The 26,686-nt window shown below is 74.3% G+C and carries 25 protein-coding genes; 14 read left to right on the top strand and 11 right to left on the bottom strand.

Going from position 1 to position 26,686, the window contains the following annotated elements; all coding sequences use genetic code 11:
* Positions 1–50: 50 nt before the first annotated feature.
* From AB0K51_RS20040 to AB0K51_RS20055, 4 genes are all read right to left on the bottom strand, one after another.
* Entirely contained in the window at positions 51–251 is a 201-nt protein-coding gene (locus tag AB0K51_RS20040) for a DUF1918 domain-containing protein (protein WP_363457016.1), read from the bottom strand.
* 152 nt (positions 252–403) lie between these two features.
* Positions 404–1,075, bottom strand: a complete 672-nt coding sequence (locus AB0K51_RS20045) for a TetR/AcrR family transcriptional regulator (protein ID WP_363457018.1) — start codon at positions 1,073–1,075, stop codon at positions 404–406.
* Positions 1,076–1,192: 117 nt separating this feature from the next.
* A complete protein-coding gene (locus AB0K51_RS20050) occupies positions 1,193–3,985 on the bottom strand; it encodes a discoidin domain-containing protein (RefSeq protein ID WP_363457025.1) in 2,793 nt (930 codons plus the stop codon).
* Between the two features lie 196 nt (positions 3,986–4,181).
* A complete protein-coding gene (locus AB0K51_RS20055) occupies positions 4,182–4,391 on the bottom strand; it encodes a DUF6011 domain-containing protein (RefSeq protein ID WP_363457028.1) in 210 nt (69 codons plus the stop codon).
* Positions 4,392–4,538: 147 nt separating this feature from the next.
* Between AB0K51_RS20055 and AB0K51_RS20060 the strand changes: the two genes are divergently transcribed.
* The 3 genes from AB0K51_RS20060 (at position 4,539) to AB0K51_RS20070 (ending at position 7,479) form a co-directional block, all read left to right on the top strand.
* On the top strand, positions 4,539–5,234 hold the full coding sequence (locus AB0K51_RS20060) for a hypothetical protein (RefSeq protein ID WP_363457031.1): 696 nt from the start codon (positions 4,539–4,541) through the stop codon (positions 5,232–5,234).
* Positions 5,235–5,556: 322 nt separating this feature from the next.
* Complete coding sequence (locus AB0K51_RS20065) at positions 5,557–6,723, top strand: magnesium and cobalt transport protein CorA (RefSeq protein WP_363457034.1); 1,167 nt, start codon at positions 5,557–5,559, stop codon at positions 6,721–6,723.
* A 63-nt stretch (positions 6,724–6,786) separates the two neighbouring features.
* On the top strand, positions 6,787–7,479 hold the full coding sequence (locus tag AB0K51_RS20070) for an SMI1/KNR4 family protein (protein ID WP_363457037.1): 693 nt from the start codon (positions 6,787–6,789) through the stop codon (positions 7,477–7,479).
* Between the two features lie 144 nt (positions 7,480–7,623).
* Here AB0K51_RS20070 and AB0K51_RS20075 read toward each other — a convergent pair whose 3' ends face one another.
* The 4 genes from AB0K51_RS20075 to AB0K51_RS20090 all read right to left on the bottom strand — a co-directional run bounded on the left by AB0K51_RS20075 (position 7,624) and on the right by AB0K51_RS20090 (position 10,882).
* Positions 7,624–8,100: a hypothetical protein gene (locus AB0K51_RS20075; protein WP_363457040.1), complete on the bottom strand. Its 477-nt coding sequence runs from the start codon at positions 8,098–8,100 to the stop codon at positions 7,624–7,626.
* A gap of 93 nt (positions 8,101–8,193) precedes the next feature.
* Entirely contained in the window at positions 8,194–8,835 is a 642-nt protein-coding gene (locus tag AB0K51_RS20080) for a hypothetical protein (RefSeq protein ID WP_363457043.1), read from the bottom strand.
* A gap of 22 nt (positions 8,836–8,857) precedes the next feature.
* Positions 8,858–9,457: a TetR/AcrR family transcriptional regulator gene (locus tag AB0K51_RS20085; protein ID WP_363457046.1), complete on the bottom strand. Its 600-nt coding sequence runs from the start codon at positions 9,455–9,457 to the stop codon at positions 8,858–8,860.
* A gap of 231 nt (positions 9,458–9,688) precedes the next feature.
* Positions 9,689–10,882 carry an amino acid deaminase/aldolase gene (locus AB0K51_RS20090; RefSeq protein ID WP_363457049.1) on the bottom strand — a complete coding sequence of 398 codons (1,194 nt, stop codon included), beginning with the start codon at positions 10,880–10,882 and terminating at the stop codon, positions 9,689–9,691.
* Positions 10,883–11,128: 246 nt separating this feature from the next.
* On the opposite strand from AB0K51_RS20090, the gene AB0K51_RS20095 reads away from it, so the two are divergent.
* The gene (locus AB0K51_RS20095) at positions 11,129–12,457 is read left to right on the top strand and encodes a D-arabinono-1,4-lactone oxidase (protein ID WP_363457052.1); all 1,329 of its coding nucleotides are present in this window, start codon (positions 11,129–11,131) and stop codon (positions 12,455–12,457) included.
* Between the two features lie 177 nt (positions 12,458–12,634).
* Positions 12,635–13,303, top strand: coding sequence for a hypothetical protein (locus AB0K51_RS20100; protein WP_363457055.1), 669 nt, complete (start codon positions 12,635–12,637; stop codon positions 13,301–13,303).
* On the opposite strand, the gene AB0K51_RS20105 is transcribed toward AB0K51_RS20100, so the two are convergent.
* Positions 13,272–14,762 carry a hypothetical protein gene (locus AB0K51_RS20105; RefSeq protein WP_363457222.1) on the bottom strand — a complete coding sequence of 497 codons (1,491 nt, stop codon included), beginning with the start codon at positions 14,760–14,762 and terminating at the stop codon, positions 13,272–13,274. The genes AB0K51_RS20100 and AB0K51_RS20105 overlap by 32 nt on opposite strands.
* A 324-nt stretch (positions 14,763–15,086) precedes the next feature.
* On the opposite strand from AB0K51_RS20105, the gene AB0K51_RS20110 reads away from it, so the two are divergent.
* The 3 genes from AB0K51_RS20110 (at position 15,087) to AB0K51_RS20120 (ending at position 18,528) form a co-directional block, all read left to right on the top strand.
* Positions 15,087–16,259, top strand: a complete 1,173-nt coding sequence (locus AB0K51_RS20110) for a histidine kinase (RefSeq protein WP_363457058.1) — start codon at positions 15,087–15,089, stop codon at positions 16,257–16,259.
* Positions 16,256–16,918 (top strand): response regulator transcription factor, encoded by a 663-nt coding sequence (locus AB0K51_RS20115; protein ID WP_363457061.1) that lies wholly within the window; start codon positions 16,256–16,258, stop codon positions 16,916–16,918. The genes AB0K51_RS20110 and AB0K51_RS20115 overlap by 4 nt, the downstream gene beginning before the upstream one ends.
* Before the next feature lie 200 nt (positions 16,919–17,118).
* Positions 17,119–18,528: a hypothetical protein gene (locus tag AB0K51_RS20120; RefSeq protein WP_363457064.1), complete on the top strand. Its 1,410-nt coding sequence runs from the start codon at positions 17,119–17,121 to the stop codon at positions 18,526–18,528.
* A gap of 67 nt (positions 18,529–18,595) precedes the next feature.
* Here AB0K51_RS20120 and AB0K51_RS20125 read toward each other — a convergent pair whose 3' ends face one another.
* Together AB0K51_RS20125 and AB0K51_RS20130 are read right to left on the bottom strand one after the other, a co-directional pair.
* Positions 18,596–19,507: a UTP--glucose-1-phosphate uridylyltransferase gene (locus AB0K51_RS20125; RefSeq protein WP_363457067.1), complete on the bottom strand. Its 912-nt coding sequence runs from the start codon at positions 19,505–19,507 to the stop codon at positions 18,596–18,598.
* A 140-nt stretch (positions 19,508–19,647) separates the two neighbouring features.
* On the bottom strand, positions 19,648–20,199 hold the full coding sequence (locus AB0K51_RS20130; protein WP_363457069.1) for a cupin domain-containing protein: 552 nt from the start codon (positions 20,197–20,199) through the stop codon (positions 19,648–19,650).
* 199 nt (positions 20,200–20,398) lie between these two features.
* On the opposite strand from AB0K51_RS20130, the gene AB0K51_RS20135 reads away from it, so the two are divergent.
* From AB0K51_RS20135 to AB0K51_RS20160, 6 genes are all read left to right on the top strand, one after another.
* Complete coding sequence (locus AB0K51_RS20135; RefSeq protein WP_363457072.1) at positions 20,399–20,836, top strand: Rrf2 family transcriptional regulator; 438 nt, start codon at positions 20,399–20,401, stop codon at positions 20,834–20,836.
* Positions 20,833–21,717 (top strand): hypothetical protein, encoded by an 885-nt coding sequence (locus AB0K51_RS20140; RefSeq protein ID WP_363457075.1) that lies wholly within the window; start codon positions 20,833–20,835, stop codon positions 21,715–21,717. The genes AB0K51_RS20135 and AB0K51_RS20140 overlap by 4 nt, the downstream gene beginning before the upstream one ends.
* 518 nt (positions 21,718–22,235) lie before the next feature.
* Entirely contained in the window at positions 22,236–23,786 is a 1,551-nt protein-coding gene (locus AB0K51_RS20145) for an ABC transporter substrate-binding protein (protein ID WP_363457078.1), read from the top strand.
* Positions 23,783–24,814, top strand: a complete 1,032-nt coding sequence (locus AB0K51_RS20150; RefSeq protein WP_363457081.1) for an ABC transporter permease — start codon at positions 23,783–23,785, stop codon at positions 24,812–24,814. Before AB0K51_RS20145 ends, AB0K51_RS20150 begins: the two co-directional genes overlap by 4 nt.
* A complete protein-coding gene (locus tag AB0K51_RS20155; RefSeq protein ID WP_363457084.1) occupies positions 24,811–25,710 on the top strand; it encodes an ABC transporter permease in 900 nt (299 codons plus the stop codon). Before AB0K51_RS20150 ends, AB0K51_RS20155 begins: the two co-directional genes overlap by 4 nt.
* Complete coding sequence (locus AB0K51_RS20160; protein ID WP_363457087.1) at positions 25,685–26,665, top strand: ABC transporter ATP-binding protein; 981 nt, start codon at positions 25,685–25,687, stop codon at positions 26,663–26,665. Before AB0K51_RS20155 ends, AB0K51_RS20160 begins: the two co-directional genes overlap by 26 nt.
* Positions 26,666–26,686 lie beyond the last annotated feature (21 nt).

The following is a 26,686-nucleotide window of genomic DNA, read 5'->3' on the forward strand; positions in this document are numbered from 1 at the left end:
AGGGGCGGGGGCAAAGGTGTTCGCTCCTCCTACCGGGCCGCGGCCCGGGGTCAGCGCTGCTCCTCGGCGAGCTGGTGCTCGACGACGCAGTCGGGGCCGGGGTAGACGAGGCTGCTGTGCCCGTCCTCGAACTGGACGAGGTACGGGGGTTCGCCGTTGCTGCCGCGAACCTCGACGATCTCGCCCTTGCGGTCGATCATGCCGACCGACCTGCTGTACATGTGGACGTGGTCACCCACTGTGGCTTGCATGTCTGCTCCTGCGGGACGGCGGACCGGTGGGACGGGGGAGAACCCTTGTTTCCACTGTGCGGCGGCCGTCCGGGCGGTGCAATGGCGGAACCGGACGCCCGGCGGCGCGCTGCGGGTCCGGCGCCCGGCCGGGCTCGGTGCCCGGACGGGGCTCAGCCGGCGGCGGGCGGGTCGGCGAGGTAGTGGCGCACCAGGCGCTTGCACTCGGCGATCAGCGCGGGGTCGCCGTCGGGGGCGATCCGGAAGGCCAGCTTGAGGACGGCGTCGGCGCACTCCATCGCGACCCGCAGGGCCAGCGCGTAGCCGGGGGCGGCGAACAGCTCGCCGCCGATGGCGCGCAGCCGGACGGCGACGGCGGCGTTGTTGTCGAGTTCGGCGTCGAGCAGGTGGAGGTCGTCGCTGACCTCGGCGGGGGTGGCGTCGACCAGGCCGAAGTCGAGGTGGCCGAAGCCGGGGACGGCGCGCTTCATCGCGACGAACTCCTCGACGGCGAGGTCGACGAAGTCCGGGACGTCCAGTGCCCGCGCCTGCTCGGCGCGGTGGGCGAGGCGGTCCAGGAAGCAGGCCAGGTTGCGTTCGGCGAGGGCGGCGAGCAGGCCCTCCTTGCCGGCGAAGAACTGGTAGAGCGTGCCGATCGGCACCTCGGCGCGGGCCGCGACCTCCTTGGTGGTCAGGCCGGTCGCGCCGACCTCGTCGAGCACTCCCGCGCAGGCGTCCAGCAGCCGTTCGTACCGCTCCTGGCTGCGCTGCTGCACCGGTCGGCGGCGCGCGCCGGCCGCCGGGGCGCGGGAGGCGGGGGCACTGGGGGCGGGCTGCGGGGTCATGGCGGATACTCTGCCGCATCGGCTCGGCGGGCGCCGAACGACCCCCGCGAGGCGTCCGGTCGGCGGCGCGGGCGGGGCGGTCCCGGTCACCGGAACCGCCCCGCCCGGGTCAGTGGGTCACTGGTCCCAGACCTGGAACTCGGAGAGCTGGCCGGCCGGCCAGCCGGTGTTGGCGGTGACCGCGACCCGCACGTACCGGGCCGAGGCGGCGGGGAAGGAGACGGTGACGGTGTTGCCGGACGCCGGGTCGAAGACGTAGGCCGCCGAAGCCTTCAGGGTGGTGAAGGCGCTGCCGTCGGTGGAGCCGAGCAGGGCGAGGGTCTGGGTGCGGGCGCCCCAGCCGGCGGGCAGCTGCAGCACCACCCGGCTCGCCTGCCGGGCCGAGCCCAGGTCGACCTGCACCCACTGCGGGAGGGCGTTGTTGGCGCTCTCCCAGTAGCTGCCCTGGTTGCCGTCGGTGGTGTTCGCGGAGGCGTAGACGTCGGTGTGCGAGGACTCGGCGGTGGGCCGGCCGGCCGCGAGGTTGGTCGGCGGGGGCGGGGTGCCGCCGCCGGAGGCGGTGAACTGGAGGCTGTTGAGGTTCCAGCCGCCGTTGTCCTGGGCGAGGGTCAGCACCTGGCGGCCGGCGGGCAGGGTGACCTGCGCGGTGGCGTTGCCCCAGGTCTGCCAGCCGCCGGTGGCGGCCAGGGCGACGGAGCCGCTGAGGTTGGCGCCGGCGGCGTCCGCGAGGTGCAGCGCGCCGGTGACGGCGGCGGGGGCCGCGTACCGGAGGGTGACCGTGTACGTCCCGGCGGTGGCGACGTCGACGGTGTACCGCTGCCACTGGCCGTTCGACGTCCAGCCGAGGTTGTAGCCGCCGCCGGTGTCGGAGGTGGCCTCCAGGTCGACGCCGTCGGCGCGGTAGCCGTTGCCGGTGCCGTTGACCGAGTTGACGAAGTAGCCGACGCCGGGGCCGCCGGTGTCGTAGTTCTCGGCCTGCACCGGGCCGGGCAGAGCGGCGGGCGTCCCGCCGTACGGGGCCTCGGGGTTGGGGCCGCCGCCGTTCCAGCTGTTGCCGCTGCCGGAGACGGTGAAGGCGGCCGAGTTGTTCAGGAAGGCGGACGCGCCGACGGCGAGGCCGGTGACGGTGTTCGCGGTGAGGGTGGCCGAGCCGTTGGGCGCCGGGTAGAAGGGCGGCGCGACGACGAAGCCGTTGCGGCCCGGCGAGGTGACGGTGTTGCCCTGCAGCAGCGTGTTCGTGGAGGCGGACAGGCCCACCCCGTCGTACAGCGAGTTCAGCACGGTGTTGTCGGTGACCGTCACGTGGTCGACCACGCCGACGTTCTGCCCGTCGCCGCCGTTGCCGACGTGCAGCGCCGGCTGGCCCTGGCTGTAGCCGTTGCCGCCGGAGCGGACCACGGTGTTGCCGCTGACGGTGGCGCCCAGCAGGTCGCTGCCGTTGACCCCGAACCGGCCCGCGCCGAGGCCGATGTAGCGGGCGGTGTCGGCGATGTAGTTGCCCTCCACGTCGTGGCCGCTGCCGCCGTAGATGCCGATGCCCTTGCCGCCCCACGGTGCGATGACCGTGTTGTGGGTCATCGTGATGTGCGACATGGCGGTGTAGTACGTCTTGTTGCCGCCCGAATCGGTGTTGTACGCCACGGAGTTGATGGCCATGCCGTCGTCGCCGGTGCCGCGCACGAAGTTGTTCGTCGCGGTGATGTCGTTGCCGGTGCCGTTGTTCAGCGACACGTTGTTGATGTTGATGCCGTCCGCCCACACCGCGGTGACCCGGGCGCCGCGGACCGCGCCGCCGGTGCCGGAGGCCCAGTAGCCGGACTCGACGTGCCGGCTCCAGATGTTGTCGGAGGACCAGTTGGTGCCGGTGGTGTCCATCGCGCCGCCGCCGCCGTCGACCATCTCGCGGCTGGTGGCGTCGGAGTCCAGCCGGAAGTCCCGGACGTGACAGGACGTCAGGTTGAACAGTGCGGCCAGCGGCGTGTTGTTGGGCAGCGGCACGTCGCGGTAGATCGTGCTGTACCACATGCCGGCGCCGGCGATCGTGATGCCCTGGGCGTTCAGGCCGGTGGTGCCCCGGAGGTAGAAGGTGCCGGCCGGGATCCACAGCGTCCGGCCCTGGGCCTGGGCCTGGTTGACGCAGTTCTGGATCGCCGCGGTGCTGTCGACCGCACCGGGGGCGGCCGAGCCGTTGGTCGGCGCGGTGGAGGCGACCGCGCCGCAGTCGGTGAGCGAGAGCGAACCGGCGGGCTGGGGGAGCGGAGCGGGCGGGTTCTCCGCGTCCAGGACGTCGATGTCGTAGAACGCGGCTGAGTTGGCGGCGTCCTTGCGCAGCTCGATGGTGCTGCCGGCGGCGATCGGCGCGCCGCTGACGAAGGTGTGCGACTCGTCGAAGAAGTCCCGCGGGTTGCCGTCGGCGGGGTTCTGGTCGCTGCCGTTGTAGTGGTTGCTGCCGCCCTCGTAGAACCAGCTCTGCTTGGAGTTGAGGTTCAGCGCCTGCCGGAACACCCCGTCCACGTACAGGTTCAGCGTGGCGGTGGTGCCGCCGCCGGTCGCGGAGTCCGGGATGCTCTCCCGGACGTTGATCGCGGTGAGCGGCCCGCCGGTTGTGTTGGTCCACCGCACGCCCTGGCCGGTCGCGGCGAGGTGCACGTACGCGTGGCCGGACGCCTCCAGCGCGGCGCTGGCGTACGGGGTGGTGGGCGCGGCGGTCAGGGCCACGGCGGTCGCGCCGCCGGTCAGGGTGCCCGCCTCGGCCTCGAACTCGGTGAACGGGAGGGTGGCTCCGGCGCCGGCCGGGGCGGCTGCCGTCGCGGTCGGGGCGAGCGCCGGAACCAGCGTGCCGCATGCGATCAAGGCGGTGACGACCAGTCCCGTCCAGGCCCGCGGGCCGGCGCTGGGTCGAAGTCTCATCGGATCCCTTCCTGGGCGTGCACGAGCCGCGGTCCGCGGAAGCGCGGAGCCGGGGGCGGAGCCGCAGCGAACGTAATGCCGTTGACATGAATCCGCAATGCTTTGCGCAGTGCATGAAAATCATCGACACGATCGCGCATGAGCGGTGCAGTCGAGAAGGGTGGGGGAGTTGACGGGGCGTCAGGGTGGCCGCGCGTCAGATGCCGGGGAGTTCGTCCTGGTCGATCCGGTAGACGAGCGGAGCGCGATCCGGGGCGCCGGCGCAGTGCTGGCCGAGCTTCTCCCAGCGGGACTCCGGGCGGCGTAGCGGGCGGTCGCAGCGCCGGCAGCGGACGACCGGGGCGGGGCGGCGTTCGACGGCGGTGCCGGGCAGGGGCGGCTCGGCGGCGTTCTGATCGTCACTCACCGTCCAAGTTGACCATCGCGGGCCGGCGCCCGCACCGCCGGGGTGATCTTCGGATGGTCGCGCCGCCGAACGCCGGTGCCTGCCGGCCCCCCCCCACCCGTCCGCCGGCACCACCTGACGCCGCGTCAACACCCCGAAGGACTCCGGATGGGCACCCCGACCGGCCTGGTCCGCGCACTCGCCGCACTGGCACTCACCCTGCCCGCCCTCGCCGCCGCCGTCCTGGCCGCCCCCACCCCCGCCGCCGCCCTCGACAACGGCCTGGCGCTCACCCCGCCGATGGGCTGGAACTCCTGGAACACCTTCGGCCCGAACATCACCCTGCAGCAGGTCGTCCGGACCATCGACCACAAGGCCGCCAACGGCCTGGTCGCGGCCGGCTACGACACCGTGACCGTCGACGACGGCTGGTCGCTGTGGCACCGCGACGGCCAGAGCAGCGACATCGTCCGCACCCCGGAAGGGGCGATGCAGCTCTACGACGACCACGGCAACCCCGTCAGCGGCACCGACGGCACCGGCAACGACCCCACCTCCGGACACCTCCTGCCGCGCCCACCCAGCAGCACAGCGTCCTCGCCGCCGGCACCAACCCCGGCGACCCCGCCTACCTGCTCGACGTCGCCCCCGGCAACCCCTGGCAGGAATGGCGGATCACCCAGGACCCGGCCACCCGCCCTGTCACCATCCGCAACGCCGCCACCGGACTGCTGCTCACCGCCGCCAACGCGGCCGGTGCGCCCGTACAGGCCGATCCCGCGGACGTCGCCAAGATCCAGCCGTGGAACGTGGGCTGACGGTCCGTCGGCTCGGCCGGCAGCCGTCGGGCGGCTCTTCGGGTGACCGCCGTCGGCGGGTGGCGGTCACCCCGGGCCGGGCCGCGGGCCCGGCGGGACTACACTTGCCCCGGTCGTGACGCCTCGGCGCGACCGGAGAAAGAGGAGGTGGGAGCGGTGGAGTGCAGTAGTCCGGGCCGAAGTCGGCCCCGCTCCGGGATGTTCTCACCCGCTCCGGGCCCCCGGTACCGGTAGCCCCGCACCCCCGCCCGCCGAACGGGCAGCGGTACGCGTGCTCCGCTCCTCGGGCGCCCCGCCGTCCCGTCTCCGAACCCCGCGCCCCACGCGCGGGAGGGCGCGGCGGACCCTGACCCGTGGAGGTTCCCGCCATGTCCGACTGGCGAGTGCGCGCCGTGCGCGCCAGCAAGCGTCCGTTCACCCGGCCCGCCCGCGCCGAGGGCCACGCCGACGCGCCCGAGCACTCGCTCGACCCGCGGCCCGAACCCAAGCCCGACCCCACCCGCGTCTCGCTGGAGCGCTCCGTCGTCGACGCCGGCGTCTACCGCGGCGGCCACCGGATAGAGACCCCCTCCAGCCTCGCCGAGATCTACCGCGAGCTGCCCGGCAAGCCCGGCACGATGGCCTGGATCGGCCTCTACCGCCCCGCCGAGGCCCAGCTGCTGGAAGCCGCCGAACGCTTCGACCTGCACGAACTCGCCGTCGAGGACGCCATCGTCGCCCACCAGCGCCCCAAGCTGGAACGCTACGGCGACACCCTCTTCGTGGTGCTGCGCGCCGCCCGCTACCTCGACGACGTCGAGGAGGTCGACTTCGGCGAGATCCACCTCTTCGTCGGCCCCGACTTCGTCCTGACGGTCCGTCACTCCCAGTCGCCCGACCTCTCGATGGTCCGCGGCCGCCTCGAGTCCGACCCCGACCTCCTCGCCCTCGGCCCCGAAGCCGTCCTCTACGCCGTCCTGGACGCCGTCGTCGACGGCTACGCCCCCGTGATCGCCGGGCTCCAGCACGACATCGACGAGATCGAGACCGAGGTCTTCGGCGGCGACCCCAAGGTCTCCCGCCGCATCTACGAACTCTCCCGCGAGGTCATCGAACTCCAGCGCGCCACGGGCCCCCTGCTGGAGATCATGCGCAGCCTGGAAGCCGGCTTCCAGAAGTACGGCACCGACGAGGAACTCCAGCGCTACCTGCGCGACGTCGCCGACCACGCCACCTACACGGCCGAACGCGTCGACGGCTTCCGCCAGATGCTCCAGAACATCCTCACCGTCAACGCCACCCTGGTCTCGCAGGCGCAGAACGAGGAGATGAAGCAACTCGCCGAGGCCGGCCACGCCCAGAACGACGAGATCAAGAAGATCTCCTCCTGGGCCGCCATCCTCTTCGCCCCCACCCTGATCGGCACCGTCTACGGCATGAACTTCGACGACATGCCGGAACTCCACTGGGCCTTCGGCTACCCCTTCGCCATCGGCCTGATGGGCGTGGTCTGCGCCAGCCTGTACCTGATCTTCAAGAAGCGCGACTGGCTCTGAGCTCGCTGTTCGACCTCAACCCCGCGAACAGGCGGTGTCCGTGTCCCGCCGTAGGGTGCGGGCATGACTGAGACCTTCGACATTCACACCCGGCTGTCCGAGGCGTTGCACGACCGTACAAGAGCCTGGCGATTCGTCGCCGACTTCGCGGCCTACTGGCAGCAACCGGTCCAGCCGGGCGACGGCTGGAGCAGCGTCGAGATCGAGGCGGCCGAGCGACGTCTGGGCCTGGTCCTACCAGCAGCGCTTCGTGAGGCCTACCTGCTCCTCGGGCGGCGGAGCGACCTCACCAGCAATCACGACAGGCTGCTCAAGCCTGACGAGTTGTATGTGGCCGACGGCGCGCTCGTGTACCGGGTGGAGAACCAGGGCGCTGCCTCCTGGGGCGTCCTGCTGAAGGACCTGGACCGGGACGACCCCGGCACAGTGATGCGTGCGGATCTCGCCGACAGGACGCAGGAGCGATGGGAGGCCTGGGAGCCGAGTCTGACGGTCGCCTGCATCGAGATGGTCATGTCCGAGGTGGTCCTGTTCGGGGACGGGCTCACCGACTTCCTGGAGGCGGACGCCGAGGAGGTCGGACTGGGACGGTTCTTTCAGGAGCTTCCACGTGTGGGACGCGGGATGCGCTGGTTCGCGGGTGATGATGTCCTGCTCCGTGAACTCGACGGCTTCTGCCTGAATGTCCGGGCCCGTACGGAAGAGGCCCTGGAACAGCTGCGGGACTCGGTGCCGGGAGACTTGCTGGAGGGCTGAGCACACGAATTCCTCGGACAGCGGAGGACGGGCTCGGGGCTCCCGCCAAGATCCTCGGCCGCGATGTGGAGATCGTCCGCAAGGACCGTGGCCCGCGTGGCTTCCGGGCCCAGCCCAAGCGGTGGGTGGTGGAGTGCAACTCCCTCACGTGTCGTACGAGCCGTCCCACGGTGCGCTGAACCCGAGCCCGGTCGGGTGGAACTCGGCCCAGTCGAAGCGTTCCTCTCCCGTTGGATACTCGCCGTGGCACTCACGGACCAGGCCGAACAGTGTGCCGTCGACCTCCACGGAGAACGGGGCGACGGCGATGTCGGTGAAGCGGCGACCGGGCAGCGAGTCCAACCATTTTGTCAGGAGTTGCTGCGCGGCTTCCACCGTCGGGGCCTTCGCCGGCCCGTCGGGGGTCGTTCCCGCTGTCCTGATACGGGAGTTCAGGTGCTGACCGGCGGCATCGAACTCGTGCAGGACGGAGTACCACCGTCGCACCACCCGGCCGTCGTCGTCGCGGCCTACGAAGACCCCGCTGACGTGGGCGAAGAACTGGCCGCCATCCCACCGTCCGATGGTGGGTGTCCGGTAGTCCGGCTCGTGCCGAATGGGAACCAGGTCAGGCACAGTCACGGCCGTAGCCTACGTTCCGACCACGACAGGCGGGTGCACGGGCAGCCTGGCTCGCCGCAGGTGGCCGAGCGCGCAGGATCGGCTATCGACGGCTCAGGCGGTTCGGTCGGGGACGTATTGGACGTGGAGGACACCCGGTGCGTTTCGCTGTGGTGGGTGGGGGAAACAGCGCGGGCCGGTGGTGAGTTCGGTGCAGGCGTGGGTGCCGTGGGACGGGGTGCGGTGGTGGCGGTGGTGTTCGGCGGGGGCGTCGGCGAGGAGGGTGGCCAGGGCGGAGCCGGTGTCGCGGAAGGCGGTGGCGCTGCCGGTGACGAAGAGGGTGTGGGCGGCGAGGTCGAAGGCGAGGTGGTCGCGGAAGTCGTGGTGGTGGCGGCGTTCGTGGGCGTTCGGGCCGGTGCGGAAGTCGTGGTCGGGGGTGCCGGTGGTGTGCGGGCGGCCGGGGCCGAGTCGGGCGCGCAGGGCCTTCCAGTCGGCGGGGCGGAACTGGAGGCTGTGGTGGGCGAGGACCAGGTCGAGGGTGTCCGGGGCGGGGGCGGTGCGCAGCGGGAGGTGGATGAGGGAGTGCGGCGAGCGGGCGGCCAGGGACCACAGGGCGACCAGGCGGGCCGTGCCCTCGCGGTCGGCGTACAGCGACAGCCAGTGGTGGTCGTCGTGCAGGGTGAGGCGGCCCGGGGCGGTGGCGGACCGCAGGACGCGGTAGGCGGTGGCGCCGAGGCGGGGCTGATGGAGTGTCACCTGCTGCTGCATGGGCGGGTGTTCAGCCCCGGCGGGGGCGGGCGACCGACAGGAGGTAGTCGGCGAACTCGTCGAGGGCGGCGTAGGCGAGGGTGTCGTCGCGGTCGATCAGCCAGGTGAGGGTGAGGCCGTCGAGGACGCCCAGGCCGTAGCGGGCGAGGACGGGCAGCGGCACGGTCCAGTCGATGTCGGCGAGGTGGGAGAGGGTCTGCAGGGTGGTGTGGACCGAGGCGAGGTACTGCCGGTACTGGCGGCGGGCGAGTTCGGCGAGGCCGGGTTGGCGCAGCGCGTACTGGGTGAGCTCGTAGGTCAGCAGGTGCTCGTCGGGGTGACGGCGGATCAGTTCCCAGTAGGTGTGCAGGCCGGTGCGGATGGCCTCGGCGGGCGGGGCGTCGCGCAGGCCGGCGGTGGCGGGGGTCAGCGAGCGGGCCATGATCCGTTCGATGACGCTCTGCAGCAGCTCCTCCTTGGAGCGGAAGCAGTAGTGGAAGGCGCCGAGCGGCAGGCCCGCCTCGGCGACCACGGCGCGGGTGGTGGCCTTGGCGACGCCCTCGCGGATCATCACCCGGATCGCCGCCTCGATCAGCTCCTCGCGGCGCTCGTCGGCCGAACGACGGCTCATGGCGGGCTCCAGCAGGTTGAGGGGCGAGGGACGGTCGTGCCCGGTCGCGGGAAGATCACGACCGGCGCCCGGCAGGTTACCCGAGCGCCGGGGGCCGACCGTAACGCCAGGCCGAGGGCGGACCGAGGGGATGGAGGGGCGAAGGGACGGAGGGACGAAGGGCGCGCTCGGCGGAGGGCGAGCCCAGGGCCCGGCGGGTCGGCCGGCGGGGCGGGGCGCGGCGGGCGTGGGTCAGAGGAAGGCGAGGCCTTCGCCGCGGTAGGTGGGGACCTCGTCGACGATCCGGCCGCCGTCGACCAGGTGGAGGGAGTCGACGCGTTCGCACAGCTCGCCGGCCTTCGCGTGCCGGAACCAGACCCGGTCGCCGAGGCGCAGCCGGTCCGCGGCGTGGCCGGTGAGCGGGGTCTGCACCTCGCCCGCGCCCTCCTGGGCGATCAGCCGCAGGCCGGTCGGCCAGACGGGGGTGGGCAGGCGGTCGCGGCCGGCCGGGCCGGAGGCGGTCCAGCCGCCGCCGAGGACGGTGGCGATGCCGGGCGCGGGGCGGCGGGTAACGGTGAGGGCGAAGAACGCGGCCGGGCGGGGGGTGAAGACCCGGTAGTGGTCGAAGAGCGTGGGCGCGTAGACGCCGGAGCCGGCGGCCAGTTCGGTGACTGCGTGCTCCGCGGCGGTCTGCTCCAGGCTGCCGGTGCCGCCGCCGTTGACGAACTCCAGCGGCGCGACCCGTCGTACGGCCTGCACGGCGGCGGCCCGCCGGGCGGCGAGCTCGCGGGTGGAGAGCCGCTGCATCAGCCGGACCCCGGCGCGGTGCAGCGGGGCGCCGGGCGAGTTGTCGGCGAGTCCGGCGATCTGGCCCTCGTACGACATCACGCCGACCAGCTTCAGCCGCGGCCGATCGACGACCGCGCGGGCGAGGGCGGCGGCGGCCTCGGGGGAGTGCAGGGGGGAGCGGCGCATGCCGAGGTGGACCCGGCCGCCGAGCATGCGCAGCGAGGCGTCCAGGTCGAGGCAGACCCGGATCGGCGGGCCGTCCGGGCCGATCGCGGCGGTGATCAGGTCGAGGTGCTCGACGCTGTCGGCCATCACCGCGACCCGGGCGGCGGCCTGCTCGTCGGCGGCGAGTTCGCGCAGGGTCGCCAGGTCGGCGCACGGGTAGCCGACCAGGATGTCGCCGCGCTCCTCGTCCAGGGTGCGGGCCAGCCAGAGCGCCTCGGGCAGGGTGAAGGCGAGGACACCGTGGAAGCCGGGCACGCTCAGCGTCTGGTCGATCAGGGCGCGGCAGCGCAGCGACTTGCTGGCCAGCCGGATCGGCTTGCCCGCGGCGCGGCGGACCAGCTGGGCGGTGTTCTGGCGCAGCGCGCCGAGGTCGACGACGGCGAACGGCGGGCGCAGCTCGGCGGTCGCCCGGTGCAGGTGCTCGATGGTCACGGCGGTCCTCTCCTCGGCTCGGCGGGAGGTCGGCTCGGTGGGAGCCGGTGGGTCGTCACCTTGTCTTGGTCGGATGTCCAAGTCAAGTGTTCCGGACGGTTGACTTGGACGCTCGACCAAGTTCATTCTTCCGTCCATTCACCGAGCCGCCACGCGTCGCGCCGACAGATCATCGAGACACCGATCGAGTCGGCAGAGGCACCCATCGAGCGGGGCGCCGATTCACCGAACCAGGAGGACGCGGGCATGACAGAGGCATGGCGCAACTGGGCGGGTAACGAGCAGATCCGGCCGGCCCGGACCCTCGCCCCGCGCGACACCGCCGCGGTTGCCGAGGCCGTCACCGCCGCCGTCCGGGACGGCCACCGGGTGAAGGCGATCGGCTCCGGCCACTCCTTCAGCCCGGCCGCCCTCGCCCCCGGCGTCCAGCTGCGCCTGGACCACCTGGACGCGCTGATCGAGGTCGACGCGGCCACCGGCCTGGTCACCGTCGGCGCGGGCATGCCGCTGTGGAAGCTCAACCCGCTGCTCGCCGAGCACGGCCTGGCGATGGAGATCCTCGGCGACATCGACCGGCAGACCATCGCCGGCGCCATCTCCACCGGCACCCACGGCTCCAGCACCCGCTTCGGCGGCATCGCCACCCAGGTCCGGGCCCTCGAACTCGTGCTCGCCGACGGCACGGTGACGACCTGTTCGGCCACCGAACGCCCCGAGCTGTTCGCCGCCGCCCGGGTCGGCCTCGGCGCGCTCGGCGTGCTCACCCGGGTCACCCTGCAGTGCGTCCCGCGCTTCGCCCTGCACGCCCGCGACACCGCGGTGCCGGTCGCCGAGGTCCTCGAGAACGTGCAGCAACTCGCCGACGACAACGACCACTTCGAGTTCTTCTGGTTCCCCTACAGCGAGACCGCGCTGACCCGCCGGTTCACCCGGCTGCCCGGCACCGCCGAGCTGCACCCGATCGGCAACCTCTCCCGCCGGGTCGACGAGTTCGTGAGCGGGCCCGCGTACGAGGCGCTGTGCCGGGTCGGCACCCGGTTCCCCGGCACCGTCCGGCCGATCGCCAAGTTCGCAGCCAAGGCGATGTCCGCCCGGGAGTGGACCGACCTCTCGTACAAGATCTTCGCCTCGGCGCGCGACGTCCGGTTCGTGGAGGGCGAGTTCTGCATCCCCCGGGAGCACGCGGTCGAGGCCCTGCAGGAGATCCGGCAGTTCGTCGAGCGCACCGACGAGCCGGTGATCTTCCCGCTGGAGGTCCGGTTCGTCGCGCCCGACGACATCTGGCTCTCCACCGCGCACGGCCGGGAGAACTGCTACATCGCCTTCCACCAGTACCACCTGATGCCGTACCGCAAGTACTTCGACGCCTGCCAGCGGATCCTCGCCGGGTACGGCGGCCGCCCGCACTGGGGCAAGATGCACGACCTCGGCACCGCCGAACTGCGGCCCCGCTACCCGCACTTCGACGACTTCACCGCGCTGCGCGACACCCTCGACCCGACCGGCGTCTTCGCCAACGCCTACCTCGACCGGGTGCTCGGCCTCGCCCCGCAGGCGAAGGCGGTCGTCGCCTGACGGTCCGCCGACGGGCGGGCGAGGCAGGCGCGTCGGCGGACCGGGAGCACCGGGTCGTTCCCCCGATGGACCACGGGCCGACACCCGGAGCACACGGGCGGGCCGCAGACTTGGCCGGCCCGTGCTGCACGCCAACTCACTTGTCCGCGGGCATCCTTGACGAAGGGACACCTCGCGATGAGTGGAAAGGCCGTTCGGCTGGCGCTGGCCGTGGTGCTGGGCCTGGTCACCCCGCTGCTCGGCGGCGTGCCGGCCCAGGCGGACCCGGCCGGCGCGCCGACGTACCGGCTGCTGCCCGGTTTCGGGACCGACCTGACCGTGCCGGTGATGGACGCGCTGTCCGACGCCGTCACCATCAACGGCACCAAGGTGATCGCCTCCTACGGCTTCGGACCGACGCCGGTGAAGACCGAGGCCGACCCCGCCTGCACCTTCAACAACCGCCCGGTGAACTCGAAGACCGGCGTGCAGAACATGCAGTACCTGCAGAACGTCCCGCCCCAGGACCAGTGCGCGCAGTTCGCCCGCGCGCTGTTCCCCGGGCCGCAGTCCACCCCGGACTTCGGGACGCCGGCCGTGGCGTACGTGCCGTTCGCGATCGACGCCGAGACCGTGGCGCTGGCCCCGAACAGCGCCCTGCCGCGCAACCTGTCGCTGGCGCTGCTGCGGGCGATCTACACCTGCGACCCCTCCGTGATCGGCGACGGGCCGAACTACGCGATCCAGCCGCTGCTGCTACCTGCCCGCCTACGACTGCGGCGACGACAAGCGCACCTTCGGCCAGGGCTGAGGCGGGGCCCCGGGGGTCGGCCCGTCAGCGGACGGTGTCCGGGTGGTGGACGGTGAGGCTGCCGTAGCGAGACAGGTCGGCCGCCGGGTCGCCGGGGCGGTCGCGCAGGACGGCGTCCAGGAAGGCCAGGGTGGCTGCGGCGACGAGGCGCGGGCTCTCGTCGCGGCCCAGGGAGCCGACGATCGACGGGACGGGCGGCAGGTACAGCGGGCCGTCCATGAAGGTGAGGTGGGCGGCGCCGGGGATGGTGAGCCGGTAGCTGGGCGCGGTGTCGGAGTCGAGCACCTCGGTGAGCCGGGGCAGGTAGCGCGGGTCGGTGGCCGGGGTGACGGCCTGGGTGAGGGCGAGTGCCGGCCGGTCGAGGGCGGGTTCGGTGGGGCCGTGCGGGAAGCCGTCCAGGTCGATGACGGCGGCGAACCGATGGTCCTGCCGGGCCGCCTGCAGGGCGGCGGCGCCGCCCATGGAGTGGCCGGCCACCGCCGCCCGGCCGGTGTCCAGGCGTCCGGTCAGCGGGTCGGCGGCCGCACCGCGGTCCAGGCCCTCCAGCCGGGTGAGGACGAAGCCGAGGTCGGCGGCCCGCACCGCGGTCCAGTCGGCCGCCAGCTTCTCGTCCTGGTCCCGGTCGCCGGTGGAGGAGGTCGCGCTGGTGATCGTCCGGCCGTCGGCGAGGACGACGGCGGCGGAGTCGTACGGGTGGTCGAGGGCGGCCACCAGGTACCCGTGGCTGGCCAGTTCCTCCGCCCACGCGGTGTTCTGGGTGCGCACGCCGCCCGACCCGGGGGAGAACAGGACGACGGGGAACCGTCCCTCGCGGCCGGCCACCGGGGCGTCGAAGACCGCGTGCGAGCGGGCCTGCGGAACACCGTCGACCAGGAAGCCCGGCAGGCCGACCCCGTGGGCCAGCGCGTCGGAGACGGTGCGCGCCTCGTCCTGCGTGCGTCCGAGGTACTGGGCCCGCGGCGTGCCCGCGGGGCTCGGCTGAGCGGGGTACCAGAGTTGGACCACGACGGTGCGCAGGTCGTTCGGGTCGGCGGTGAAGGTCTCGGGTCGGCCGGGGTCGGTCCACTGCACCACGCGGGTGCCGACCGCGAACTCGCCCGTCGGCTCGGGGAACACGGGAACGGGGAACGCCCAGGCCGCCACCGGGCCCGCGGCGATCAGTCCGGCGCAGGCCAGCGATCCCGGCAACGCCAGCCACCAGCGGGCCCGCCACGCCGTCCGCCCGCTACGGCGGCGCAGCAGGGGAGCGAGCGCGAACGGCGCGGCGAGGGCGGCGCCCGCCAGGACGGGCAGCAGCTGCCAGCGGATCCCCACCACGGCGAGCACGATCGCGGACGGCAGGAGGACCGCCGCCGCCGCGATCGTGACGCGGGGGCGGGCGGCGGGCGGAAGCCAACGCGCCGTCACCAACGCGACGGCGCCCAGCAGGGCGAGGATTTCCAGAGGGGACACGGACGGTCCCGCGATGATCTCGGTCACCAGGCCATCGTCGGCGCGGGGCGGGCGCCGCCGCATCGGCCCCGGGTCGCCGCCGGGTGCCACCGGGGTCGCCCGCCGTGGCGGGTCGGGTGCCACCGGAGTCGCACTCCGGCCCGCCGGATGCACGGGCGCTTTGCGACCCCGGGAGGTGCCGGGACTCCTCCTGCGGTCGTACCTCGGCGGGGCGACCTCCGACGGTGGACTCATGTGCTCCGCGGGGCCTGCGGCCTAGGGTTGGTCGTCGAACCCCCGGCGTGGTGGCGGGCGTGCGTGCCGGCCTCCGTGGGGCGGACGGGGATTCGACGACAGGCCCCACCGTGGCAGGGCCGCCATGACGCCGGATGGACAGGGACGCGTGTGATGACCGAGGCCGCCGCCGGGCGCCGGGGACTCCGGCTGCCGTCCGTGGTGGGGGACTCGCTGCTGCCGGTGCTGCTGCTCGTCCACGCCCTGACCACGTACCCGGCGCGGGAGTTGCCGGTGGCGGTGGCGTTGACCGCCGCCCTCGCGCTGCCCCTGGTGTGGCGGCGGCGGGCCCCGCTCGCGGTGTTCGGCGTGGTGGCGGCCGCGGCCTTCGTCCAGTGGCTGGTGGACGTTCAACTACCGTCGGACATCGCTCTGTTGGTGGCGCTGTACACCGCGGCCGCGCAGGCCGGGCGGCGCGGCGCGCTGGTCGCCGGCGCCGTCGTGGAGGCCGGGGCCCTGCTGGCCTGCCTGCGCTGGGCGCCGGAGGGCGCCTTCCTGACCCCCTTCGTCGCGGTCACGGCGACGGTCGTCGCCGCCGCCGTCCTCGGCGTGAACGTGCGGACCACGCGCGCCTACCTCGCGGCGCTGGAGGAGCGGGCCGCCCGCCTGGCGCAGGAACGGGAGCAGCGGGCGCGACTGGCCGTCGCCGAGGAACGGACGCGGATCGCCCGGGAGATGCACGACATCGTCACCCACAACCTGTCCGTCATGGTCGCGCTCACCGACGCCGCCGTCTACGCGCAGCACCGCGCGCCGGAGAAGAGCACCGCCGCGATGCGCCAGATCTCCGAGACGGGCCGCCAGGCCCTGACCGACATGCGGCGCTCGCTGGGCATCCTGCGGACCGACGAACCGGACGCGGAGCGCCACCCGCTGCCCGGCATCGCCCAACTGGGCACCCTCGCCGAGCAGATGAGCGCCGCCGGACTGCCGACCCGGCTGGAGGTCCACGGCGGTCACACCCACGTCCCCGCCACCGCGCAACTCACCGTCTACCGCCTGGTGCAGGAAGCCCTGACCAACACCCTCAAGCACACCCCCGCCGGCACCCGCGCCAGGGTGCGGATCGACTGCTCGACCGAGACCGTCACCGTCGACGTCACCGACAGCGGCCCCCGCCCGCCCCGCCCCGCCGCCGCCAACGCCCCGTCCGGGCACGGCATCCCCGGCATGCGCGAGCGCTCGGCCGCCTACGGGGGGACCCTGGAGGCCGGACCGCTGCCGGGCGGCGGCTGGGGAGTCCGCACCCGCCTCGTCCTCGGCAGCAGCGGAGCGGCGTCCGCATGACGATCCGCATCCTGATCGCCGACGACGAAGCGCTGCTGCGGATGGCCTTCGGCACGGTCCTGGAGGCACAGCCCGACATGGCGCCGGTCGGCGAGGCCGCGGACGGCGCCCAGGCCGTCCGCCTCGCCCGGGAGCTCCGCCCCGACGTGGTCCTGATGGACGTCCGGATGCCCGGGACCGACGGGATCGAGGCGACCCGGCAGATCGTCAGGAGCTGCCCGCGGAGCCGCGTGCTGATCCTCACCACCTTCGACCTGGACGAGTACGCCTTCGCCGGACTGGGTGCCGGAGCCTCGGGCTTCCTGCTGAAGAACACCAGGCCCGAGGAGCTCCTCACGGCGATCCGCAGCGTCGCCGCGGGCGACGCGGTGGTCTCCCCGCGGATCACCCGGCGCCTGCTGGAGAACCTCCGCCCGCACCTGCCCGACGGCCGCACCGCGCGCGGCGACGAGCGGCTGGGCCGGCTCAGTGCCCGCGAACGCGAGGTGCTCGTCGAGGTGGGCCGCGGCCTGTCCAACAGCGAGATCGCCGCCACTCTCCGCCTCGCGGAGGCGACCGTGAAGTCCCACCTGGGCCGGATCCTGCAGAAGCTCGAACTCCGCGACCGGATCCAGGCCGTGGTCTTCGCCTACGAGAGCCGACTGGTCCACCCGACCTGACGCCGCCGACGAGCTCCCCCGCGACCTCCGGTGTCGATGCGCCAACACCCTTACGGCGGAGGCGAATCGAGGGCGTGCTCCGAAAAGCTCCGGACTCACGCCCGTAACGTGACCGCCGTATGGCGGCGACAGGATGTCCTCCAGTCCATGGCGGGGGGCAGTCGGGAGCCGTTCGCCAGAGAGGTCAGGGTCGGGACTCGATGGCGATGCAGGAACCGGGGCCGTCCGCGGCCGAGGTCCAGTCACTCCGCACGGAACTGGACGAACTGCTGCGGGCCCGGCAGTTCGCCGCGCAACGCGAGCGCCGGCTGACGGAGGCCATCCGCACCGCCCGGTCGAACGTCCACGACGGGCACGGCCAGGGTTCCGCTCACCAGGGCCACGGCTACGCCCAGTTCGCACCGCCACCCGACCAGGAGCTGCTCCGGCAGCTCACCCAGGCGCAGACCCTGCGCGAGGGCCTGGGCGTGCGGTGCCTGGAACTGAGCGACCGGCTGCTCGCGCTGGAGGACCGGCTGCTGTCCGAGGGCGGCTTCGCCGGTCGCCGCGGCACCGAGGCCGACCACCGGCCCCCGGCGACGCCGACGGCCGGACCCGAGCCGCAGGCAGCCCCCGCAGCCGCCGGCCGACCCGCCAAGCCCGCCCGCTCCCGTCCCACCGGCGCCCGTTTCGGCACCGTGTACCAGGACGAGGCCGCGCCCGTCCTCCCCCCGCTCGGAGCCCAGCCCTTGCGCGGCGCCCGGTTCGGCGGCGTCCGGCCCGCGTCGCCGGAGCCGCAGCACTCCGACGCCCCCGCCCACCCGCCGGGCCCGCCGCGCGCGGAACCGTCCGCCCCCGCACCGACCGTGCAGGCGGTCCCGCTGCGCTCGCCGGGTGAACTCGGCGCGCTCGCCCAGCGGGTGAGTGAGCTCCACCGCCGCGGCGCGGCCCAGGAGTCGGCGGCCGTCGTCGCGCAGGCGGCCGTGACCCTGGCCCCGGTGGACGTGGCGCGGCTGGTCGAGCTGCTGCGCTCCGGCGGCCCGACGGGTTCGGCCGACTACCTGGCGCGGTCGGTGGCCCACAGCGCCCCCGGGCAGGCGGCGGGCACGCTCGCCGAGCTGCGCCGGTCCGGGCAGGTGGACGAGGCCGCCGTGCTGTTCCACGCGCTGTGGTCGGTGCCGGCGGCGGCGCTGCCCGCGCTGCTGACCGCGCTGGAGCAGGCCGGTCAGTCGGCGGACGGGCAGACGCTGCTGTGGGAGTGGGCGTCCGCGCCGCCGGGCGAACTGGCCGATCTGGCGGTGCGGTTGTGGGAGTCGGGCCGTTCCGCGGACGTCCGCAGCCTGCTCCGGCAGGTGGCCGGCCGGCCGACCGGCGAGGTGGCGGCGGTGGCGCTGGCGCTGGAGCGGAGTCTCGCACTCGGCCTGGTCGGCGAGGTGGTCCGGTTGCGTCCGGCCGTCGACATCGGTGCGTTCGCCGCCGAGGTGTACGGCGACGGCGAGTTGTACCGGGCGATGCTGGCCGCCGTCGCGGCTCAGGACGAGAGCCGCTCGCGCAGCGCCCTCGCCGCGCTCCGCCTGGCGGGCCTGCCGACCGAGCCGGCGCCGCAGGTCCGCGCCCGGAACCGCCGCTGACGCCGCCCTCGCGGTCGGCCGGGGCGCCCCCTGACGGGCCCCGGCCGCGGCGCGACCTGACGCGGTGTCAGTCGAGGGCCGCGGAGCTCTCGTCGAGGCCCTGGGCGAGCTTGCGGAGGGCGGGGCCGTACTCGGGGTGGGCGAGGGCGTGGGCGAACTGGGCGGTGAGGTAGGCGAGCGGGTTGCCGGTGTCGTACCAGTTGCCCTCGATGACCTGGCCGTAGACGGCGCGGCGGGCGGCGTAGGCGTTGATCGCGTCGGTGAGGTACAGCTCGCCGACCGGGTTCTCCTGGAAGCGGCGGTACTGCTCGCGCAGCTCGTCGACCACGCCGGGGGTGACCACGTAGCCGCCGATCGCCGCGTAGTGCGAGGGGGCGTCCTCGGGCTTGGGCTTCTCGACCAGCCCGGTGATCCGCAGCGAGCCGCTGCCGAGGTCCTCCTTGACCACCGGGACGCCGTAGCGGTGCGACTCGGAGGGGTCCATCGGCATCAGGGCGAGCACCGGCGCGTTGGTCTGGTCGAAGGCGCTGACCAGCTGCCGGGCGCGCGGCACCTCGGAGACGAAGACGTCGTCCGGCCACAGCACCAGGAACGGCTCGTCGCCGAAGTTGCGGGCGGCGTTCAGCACCGGGGTGCCGTTGCCGTACGGGCCGTGCTGGTACAGGTAGGTGATGTGGCCGCGGCGGGAGAGCTCCGCCACCTCCTCGATCGCGTCCGCGTAGCCGGTCTTGCCGTCGGCGCGCAGCTGCGCGGCGAGCACCGGGTTGGGGCGGAAGTGCTCCTGGATCAGGCTCTTGTCGCCGGAGACCACGATGGTGATGTCGGTGATCCCGGAGTCGATCAGCTCGCGCACCGTGTGCTCGATGACCGGCCGGTCGCCGACCGGCAGCATCTCCTTCGGCGTGGCCTTGGTGAGCGGGAGCAGGCGGGAGCCGAGGCCGGCGGCGGGGATGACGGCCCGGCGGATGGTGGTGGGCATGCGGTCTCTCCTGTACGTGCGCCGCGGCGCCGTCCGGCGCCGCGCGGCAGGACCGTACCAGCGGGAGATGGCCGGTCGCCGTCGGCGGGCAGACCGCAGGTGACGGGACGGCGAAGCCCCACCGGCGCAGTGACGTTCCGTCAGGAGGCGGCGCGCGGCTCGGAGTGCAGGCTCGGCAGGTTGACGACGATCGCCTCCTGGGTGCTGCGCGCGATCACCACCACCGCCTCGTGCGCGGGGTCGGGGTTCTCCTCGCGGTGCGGGACGTACGGCGGCACGAAGATGTAGTCGCCGGGGCCGGTGCGGAGCCTGACCTCCACCGGTTCGCCGTCGGCGGAGTGGTCGAGGAAGACGAACTCCGGGTGGCCGCTGATCACGTGGATCGCGGTCTCCGACTCGCCGTGGTGGTGGTCGGAGGAGGCGGTGGCGGGGGCGACGTGGGTCTGGCCCATCCAGAGCTTCTCCGAGCCGACGGTGCGCCCGCTGATCGCCGCGAAGCGCCGCATGCCGCCGCTCTGCGCGGTGTCGCCGTCGAGCGCGTCGGCGCGGATGTGGTGCAGCCGGGCGCGGAGCGGGACGGCGTCCGGGCCGCCGGCGTCCGGTGCGGGCAGGTGCGGGTGGAAGCCCTCGCCCGCACAGGTCCGCGCGCTGCCGTCGGTCGCCGGGGCGGGTCGGTGCGGTTCGGCGGACACGGGTTCTCCCGGGGTGGACGGCGGTGGGGCGCACGGCGGCCGCGGCGGGTGGTGGACACGGCGGCGGGGTACGCGGAACGGGAGGAACGCTAGGCGCGGCCCGAAAAGGATGTCAAGAGGTGTCTTTTCGTCGGGGCCGCCGAACCACGGGCCCCGAACGGGACTTGATGATCGCCCGACCCGGTGGATACTCGGGGGTATGCATATTTCCGCCAAGGCGGACTACGCCGCCCGCGCGCTGGTCGAACTGGCCTGCGACACGGAGCGTCCGCTCACCTGCGAGGCGATCGCCTCCTCCCAGGAGATCCCGTTCCGGTTCCTGAAGTCCGTCGTCGGCGACCTCCGCCGGGCCGGCCTGGTCCGCAGCCAGCGCGGCTGCGAGGGCGGCTACTGGCTGGGCCGCCCGGCCGCGGAGATCACCCTGCTCGACGTGGTCCGCGCCGTCGACGGCGAGCTCATCACGCTGCGCGGCGAACCGCTGGCGGGGCTCGCCTACCCGGGGCCGGCGGACGCGCTGCCCGGGATCTGGCGCGAGGTCGAGGAACGGGCCGCGCAGGTGCTGGCGGGCACCACCGTGGCCGCGCTGGTGCGCCGGTCCGGACGTCCGGCGGGCCGACCGGTCGCGGAGGCGGTGTGAGCGGCGGGGCCGCGCTGGACGTGGTGGAGTTCACCGACCCGTTCTGCCCGTGGGCCTGGGGTTCGGAGCCGACGCTGCGGGCGCTGCGCCGGGCGCTGGGCGGGGCCGCCGCGCACCGGCGGGTGTTCGGCATCCTGTTCGACGACGACGAGGAGCCGGCCCCGGACCCGGCCGCGGAGGCCGCCTGGTACGGGGAGTTCGTGGCCCGGGTGTCCGGGCACACGGGCGCGCCGCGGCCGGAGCGGCTGCGCTGGGTGGCGGCGAGCAGCCGGCCCGCCTCGCTGGCCGCCGCGGCGGCGGAGGAGCAGGGCGCGGAGGTGGCCGAGCGGGTCCTGCGGCGGCTGCGCGAGTCGGCGTTCGTCCGCGGCGAGCCCGCCGACACCCCGGAGCGGATCGCGGCGGCGGTGCGCGGGGTGCCCGGCCTGGACCCGGAGCGGCTGGCCGTCGCCGCGGCCTCGACCGCGGTGCGGGAGCGCGTGGCGCGCGACCGCGCCGAGACCCGGGCGCCGCGGCCGGAGGTGCTGGGCCTGCGCGGACCGGGCCCGCATCCGGGCGGAGCGAAGGAACTCGAGGACGGGCACCGCTACGCCCTGCCCACGCTGCTGTTCCGCGGCCCGGCGGGGTGCCGGGTGGTGCCGGGCTGGCGCCCGCTGGCGGAGTACCTGGCGGCGGCCCGGGCGGTCTGCCCGGCGCTGCCCCCGGCGCAGTCGCCGCCCGGCGGGCCGGACCCGGCCGAACTGCTGCACCGCTACGGGAGCCTGACGGCGCCGGAGGTTCCCGGCGGCCCGCCGCCCGGCGCGGTGACGGTCGCCACCGGGGGCAGCCCGCTGCACCTGTCGCCGGAGGAGGCCGCGGTGTCGCCCGTGCTCGCCGCATCCTGAGACGCTCCGCACTCTCCTGGACCCGGCCCCCGGCTTCCGATGCTCCGTCAGTTCCGGTGCGGCGATGGCGAGTCGGCGTCCGCAACCGCCCTCCGGGGCGGATCGGCAGCCGGCCGCGGAATGGACACCTCTTGGTGTCCATTGACACCGGGCCCTGCCGCCCGACAGGATGGCGGCATGGTTTCGACGCACCCCAACGTGGTGTGCCGCTACGTGGACTTCCGGCGCACCAGCAGCGACCTCTGTCTCTGAGTGCCCCCTCCGCCGGCGGCACGGCCGCCCGCGCACCCCGGACCGCGGTTCCCCGCCGCGCCTGACGGCTGGCTCTCGCCGCCGTCTCCGGGCCTCCTCCCCAAGGCACCGCCCCGCCCGTGACCGGGCGGCGACGGCTGCCGACCTTCCTCCCCTGCCGGTGTCCTGTCGCGCCGCCGTGCCCCGCTCCCGCCGTCCGCGGTCCGTCCGCGTCGACTCCGGTGCGCCCCGGGCACCCGCCGCGCCACGAAAGGTGACGCACAGCCATGACTCGCTCCGCCCTGCCCTCCTCCTCCCTCGCCAGACGTTCGTTCCTCGGCCTCGGCCTCGGCGCGGGCACCGCGCTCGCCCTCGCCGCGTGCGGCGGCGCCACGGTCGCGCAGACCGGTGCGGCCGGCGCCGCCGGCACCCTCAAGTGGGGCTGGGCGCTGCCCACTTCCTGGGACCCGGTGTTCTCCTCGGCGGGCTGGGACGTGCACGCGCTGTCCCTGGTGTACGCCGGACTCACCAAGCTCGACGAGGCGGGCAAGGCGGTTCCCGCGCTCGCCACGGGCTGGACGTACAGCGCCGACGGCACGAAGCTGACGTTCACCCTGCGGCCGGGGCTGGTCTTCGAGGACGGCTCGCCGCTGGACGCCGCCGCGGTGAAGAAGAGCCTGGACCGCGGCCGCACCGAGCCGAAGTCGCTGGTCGCCCCGCAACTGACCCAGGTCGCCCGGGTGCTGGCCCCGGACGCCGCCACGGTGGTGCTCGAACTCGCCGCACCCGACTACCAGTTGCCGAACCTGCTGGCCGGCAAGACCGGGCTGGTGGTGAACCCGAAGGCGTTCGAGTCGGACGCCGCGGGGCTGGCCTCCAAGCCGGCCGGGGCGGGCCCGTTCAGCCTGGTCTCGTACGTCCAGAACAGCAAGGCCGTGCTGCGCCGCAACCCGCACTACTGGGACGCCGGGGCGATCAAGCTGGAGAACTTCGAGGTCTACCCGCTGCCGGACGCCGCCACCGTGGTCAGCGGCCTGCAGTCCGGGCAGTTCGACGTGGCGCAGATCCCCGGCAGCCAGGTGGAGGCGGCGAAGGCGGCCGGGCTGGAGGTGCAGGAGATCCCGTCCCTGGTGGTGGCGGTGCTGGACGTCAACGCCACCAAGGCGCCGTTCGACAACCCGGACGTGGTCGAGGCGCTGAAGTACGCGATCGACCGCGAGGCGCTGGTGAAGACCCAGCTGTTCGGCCACGGCGAGGTCAACTACCAGCCGTTCCCGCAGGGTTACGTCGGCCACGACCCCGGGTCGGACGACCTGTTCCGCTACGACCCGGACAAGGCCAGGGCCCTGCTGGCGAAGGCCGGCCACCCGGACGGCATCGACCTCACGCTGACCACCACCGCCGCCCAGGGCCTCCCGGAGCAGCTGCAGGCGCAGCTGAAGCAGGTCGGCATCCGGGTGAACATCGAGGTGATCCCGGCGGCGCAGGCCACCCAGATCGTCTACGTGCAGCACTCCAAGGCGCTGTTCACCGACCAGTTCGCGGGCCGCGACTCGGCCGCCCAGGCGTTCCAGGTGCTGTTCGGCGAGCAGGGGCTGATGAACCCGGGCCGCACCACTCCGCCCGAACTGCTGACCGCCGTGCAGCAGGTGTCGCGGACCCCGCTGGACTCGCCGGACTACCCGAAGGTGCTGCGGGCGGCCACCGCGCTGGCGGTGCGCACGATGCCGAACGTGTTCCTGTACAGCGTGCCCCGGCTGCTGGCCCGGCGGCGGTCGGTGTCGCCGATCCCGGTGTTCACGGTGGTGCAGCGGTTCGAAGGGGTGAGCGTCGCATGAGCGCGGCGCTCCCCGTACCGGCCGGGCGCACCGCCGGGTGGGTGGTCCGCCGGGCGGCGCGGGCACCCCGGTCGCTGGGGCGGGTGCTGGCCTCCGCCGCCACGGTGTTCCTGCTGTCCTCGCTGCTCACCTTCGCGCTCGGCGCGGTCTCCGACGCCAACCCGGCGGCGGCGGTGCTCGGCGAGACCGCGACGCCCGCCGACATCGCCCGCCTCGACCACGAGTTCGGCCTGGACCGGCCGCTGTGGGCGCAGTTCGGCAGCTGGCTGGGGCACGCCGTGCAGGGCGACCTGGGCCGGTCCTGGTTCACCACCCTGCCGGTCGGGGACTCGATCGCCGCCGCCCTGCCGGTGGACCTGTCGATCGCCGGGCTGGCGCTGCTGTTCGCCGTGCTGCTCGGCTCGGCCGCGGGCATCGCGGCCGCGCTGCGCCCCGGCGGCCGGCTGGACCGGGCGGTCACCGCGCTGTGCACCCTGCTCGGCACGCTGCCCGCGTTCGTGGTCGCCATCGGCCTGATCACCCTGGTGTCCGTGCAGTTGCGGCTGCTGCCCTCGGGCGGCTACCTGCCGCTCGGTCAGGACCCGCTCCAGTGGCTGCGGTTCGCCCTGCTGCCCGCACTGGCACTGAGCCTGGACGCGGCGGCCGGCATCGCCCGGCAGCTGCGCACCTCGCTGGTCGGCGCGCTGCGCGAGAACTGGGCGACCGGCGCCACGATGCGCGGGCTGTCGCGCCGCCGGGTGCTGTTCGGTCACGTGCTGCGCAACGCCGCCGGGCCGGCGGTGACGGTGCTCGGCATGAGCGTGCCGATGCTGATCGGCGGCGCGGTCGTCACCGAGCGGATCTTCAACCTGCCGGGGATCGCCCAACTCTCGCTGCGCGCCGCCGAACAGCACGACGTCCCGGTGATCCAGGGCACCCTGCTGGTGACCGTCGCCGTGGTGCTGGTCGCCAACCTGGCGGTCGACGCCGGACTGCTGGCGCTGAACCCCGCCGCCCGCCGGCGCCCGGCCGGGGCGGGTGCGCGGTGAGCCCGGCGCCGCGCCGCCCGGTGGTCCGCGGATCGCTGACGGTGCTCGCCGCGGTCGCCCTGCTCGCGCTGTTCGGCGGCCGGCTCGCCCCGCTCGACCCGCTCGCCCAGGACACCGCACACCTGCTCCAAGGACCGGGCGCCGCCCACCTGTTGGGCACCGACTACCTGGGCCGCGACGTGCTCAGCCGGCTGCTCGCGGGCACCGGCCTGTCGGTCGCCGCCGCCGCGGAGGCGGTCGGCGCGGCCCTGTTGCTCGGCGTGCTGCCGGGCCTGGCCTCGGTGCGCTTCTCCGCCCCGCTCGCCTGGGTCTCGCTGCGCGCCGTCGACGCCCTGATGACGCTGCCGTTCACGCTGTTCGCCATCGCCGCGGTCGGCGTCCTCGGCAACGGGCTGCACCAGGCGATGCTGGCGCTCGGCGTGCTGCTCGCCCCGCTGTTCTTCCGGGTCACCCGGGCGGCGGCGCTCGGCCTGGACCGCGCCCAGTACGTGGAGGCGGCCGAACTGATGGGCGCCGGACGGCTGACCGTGCTGCGCACCCACGTGTGGCGCAAGGTCCTGCCGACGGTCGCGGTGACGGCGGCGCACGCGCTGGCGACCGCGCTGCTCACGGTCGCCTCGCTGACCTTCCTCGGCATCGGCGTCCAGCCGCCCGCCCCGACCTGGGGCGGGATGCTCGCCAGCGACCTGGGCTTCCTCGCCCAGCAGCCCTGGGCCCCGGCCGTGCCCACCGCCCTGATCATGCTCACCGTCGGGGCGCTCAACCTGCTGGCCGACGCGCTGCGGGACGCCGAACCGGCCGAGCGCACCCCTGACGCCCCGTCGGACACCGTCGTCCCGGCGCCGTTGCGAGAGTCCGAGGAGGACCGCGATGACCATCGCGCCGTCCGGGTCTGAGCGTCCCGTGCTGGAGGTCGAGGGCCTGCGGGTGACCGTCGGCCGGGGGCGGGCCGAGGCGGTGCGGGAGGTGTCCTTCACCGTCCGCCCCGGCCAGGCCGTCGGGCTGGTCGGCGAGTCCGGCAGCGGCAAGACGCTGACCTGCCGGGCCGTCCTCGGCCTGCCGGTCGCGGGCGTCGAGGCCGACGCCGACACGCTCGCGCTGGGCGGGACCGACCTGCGCGGCCTGGACGGGCGCGGCTGGCAGCGGCTGCGCGGCAGCCGGCTCGGCGCCGTGTTCCAGGACCCCGGGTCGTTCCTCAACCCGTCGCTCACCGTGGGCCGGCAACTCGCCGAGCCGTTGCGGCTGGTCGGTGGCCTGTCCCGGGCCGAGGCCCGCCGCCGGGCCGTCGAACTGCTCGACTCGGTGGGGCTGCGCGATCCGGAGACCGTGTACGACCGCTATCCGCACGAGCTGTCCGGCGGCATGCTGCAACGCGTGCTGATCGCCATCGCGGTCAGCGGCGACCCGGAGCTGCTGGTCGCCGACGAGGCCACCACCGCGCTGGACACCGTCGTCCAGGCCGAGGTGCTCGACCTGCTCGCCCGGCTCCGGGAGGAACGCGGCCTCGGCCTGCTGCTGGTCAGCCACGACCTGGCGGTGGTCGCCGACGCCACCGACCGCCTGCTGGTCCTCTACGCCGGCGAGGTGGTCGAGGACGGCCCCACCGCCGAGGTGGTCGCCGCCCCCGCCCACCCCTACACCGAGGCCCTGCTGACCGTGGCCGGACTCGGCGGCCACGCCCGCGGCCACCTCCCGGTCATCCCCGGCCGGCCCCCCGCCCCCGGCACCGCCGGACCGGGCTGCCGCTTCGCCCCCCGCTGCGCGTACGCGACCGAGGCCTGCCGCCTCGCCCCGATCGCCCTGATCCCGCGCGCCGACGGCCGCAAGGTCCGCTGTCTGCACGCGAAGTGAGGACCCGTCAGCGAGATCGGG

Source organism: Kitasatospora sp. NPDC049285 (assembly GCF_040678815.1).
GTDB lineage: Bacteria > Actinomycetota > Actinomycetes > Streptomycetales > Streptomycetaceae > Kitasatospora.

Excerpts from the sequence above, each read along its gene's own strand:
- AB0K51_RS20040 (WP_363457016.1), bottom strand. The coding sequence starts at position 251 with ATGCAAGCCACAGTGGGTGACCACGTCCACATGTACAGCAGGTCGGTC.
- AB0K51_RS20045 (WP_363457018.1), bottom strand. The coding sequence starts at position 1,075 with ATGACCCCGCAGCCCGCCCCCAGTGCCCCCGCCTCCCGCGCCCCGGCG.
- AB0K51_RS20050 (WP_363457025.1), bottom strand. The coding sequence starts at position 3,985 with ATGAGACTTCGACCCAGCGCCGGCCCGCGGGCCTGGACGGGACTGGTC.
- AB0K51_RS20060 (WP_363457031.1), top strand. The coding sequence starts at position 4,539 with ATGGGCACCCCGACCGGCCTGGTCCGCGCACTCGCCGCACTGGCACTC.
- AB0K51_RS20065 (WP_363457034.1), top strand. The coding sequence starts at position 5,557 with ATGTCCGACTGGCGAGTGCGCGCCGTGCGCGCCAGCAAGCGTCCGTTC.
- AB0K51_RS20070 (WP_363457037.1), top strand. The coding sequence starts at position 6,787 with ATGACTGAGACCTTCGACATTCACACCCGGCTGTCCGAGGCGTTGCAC.
- AB0K51_RS20085 (WP_363457046.1), bottom strand. The coding sequence starts at position 9,457 with ATGAGCCGTCGTTCGGCCGACGAGCGCCGCGAGGAGCTGATCGAGGCG.
- AB0K51_RS20095 (WP_363457052.1), top strand. The coding sequence starts at position 11,129 with ATGACAGAGGCATGGCGCAACTGGGCGGGTAACGAGCAGATCCGGCCG.
- AB0K51_RS20100 (WP_363457055.1), top strand. The coding sequence starts at position 12,635 with ATGAGTGGAAAGGCCGTTCGGCTGGCGCTGGCCGTGGTGCTGGGCCTG.
- AB0K51_RS20105 (WP_363457222.1), bottom strand. The coding sequence starts at position 14,762 with ATGCGGCGGCGCCCGCCCCGCGCCGACGATGGCCTGGTGACCGAGATC.
- AB0K51_RS20110 (WP_363457058.1), top strand. The coding sequence starts at position 15,087 with ATGACCGAGGCCGCCGCCGGGCGCCGGGGACTCCGGCTGCCGTCCGTG.
- AB0K51_RS20115 (WP_363457061.1), top strand. The coding sequence starts at position 16,256 with ATGACGATCCGCATCCTGATCGCCGACGACGAAGCGCTGCTGCGGATG.
- AB0K51_RS20120 (WP_363457064.1), top strand. The coding sequence starts at position 17,119 with ATGGCGATGCAGGAACCGGGGCCGTCCGCGGCCGAGGTCCAGTCACTC.
- AB0K51_RS20125 (WP_363457067.1), bottom strand. The coding sequence starts at position 19,507 with ATGCCCACCACCATCCGCCGGGCCGTCATCCCCGCCGCCGGCCTCGGC.
- AB0K51_RS20135 (WP_363457072.1), top strand. The coding sequence starts at position 20,399 with ATGCATATTTCCGCCAAGGCGGACTACGCCGCCCGCGCGCTGGTCGAA.
- AB0K51_RS20145 (WP_363457078.1), top strand. The coding sequence starts at position 22,236 with ATGACTCGCTCCGCCCTGCCCTCCTCCTCCCTCGCCAGACGTTCGTTC.
- AB0K51_RS20150 (WP_363457081.1), top strand. The coding sequence starts at position 23,783 with ATGAGCGCGGCGCTCCCCGTACCGGCCGGGCGCACCGCCGGGTGGGTG.
- AB0K51_RS20160 (WP_363457087.1), top strand. The coding sequence starts at position 25,685 with ATGACCATCGCGCCGTCCGGGTCTGAGCGTCCCGTGCTGGAGGTCGAG.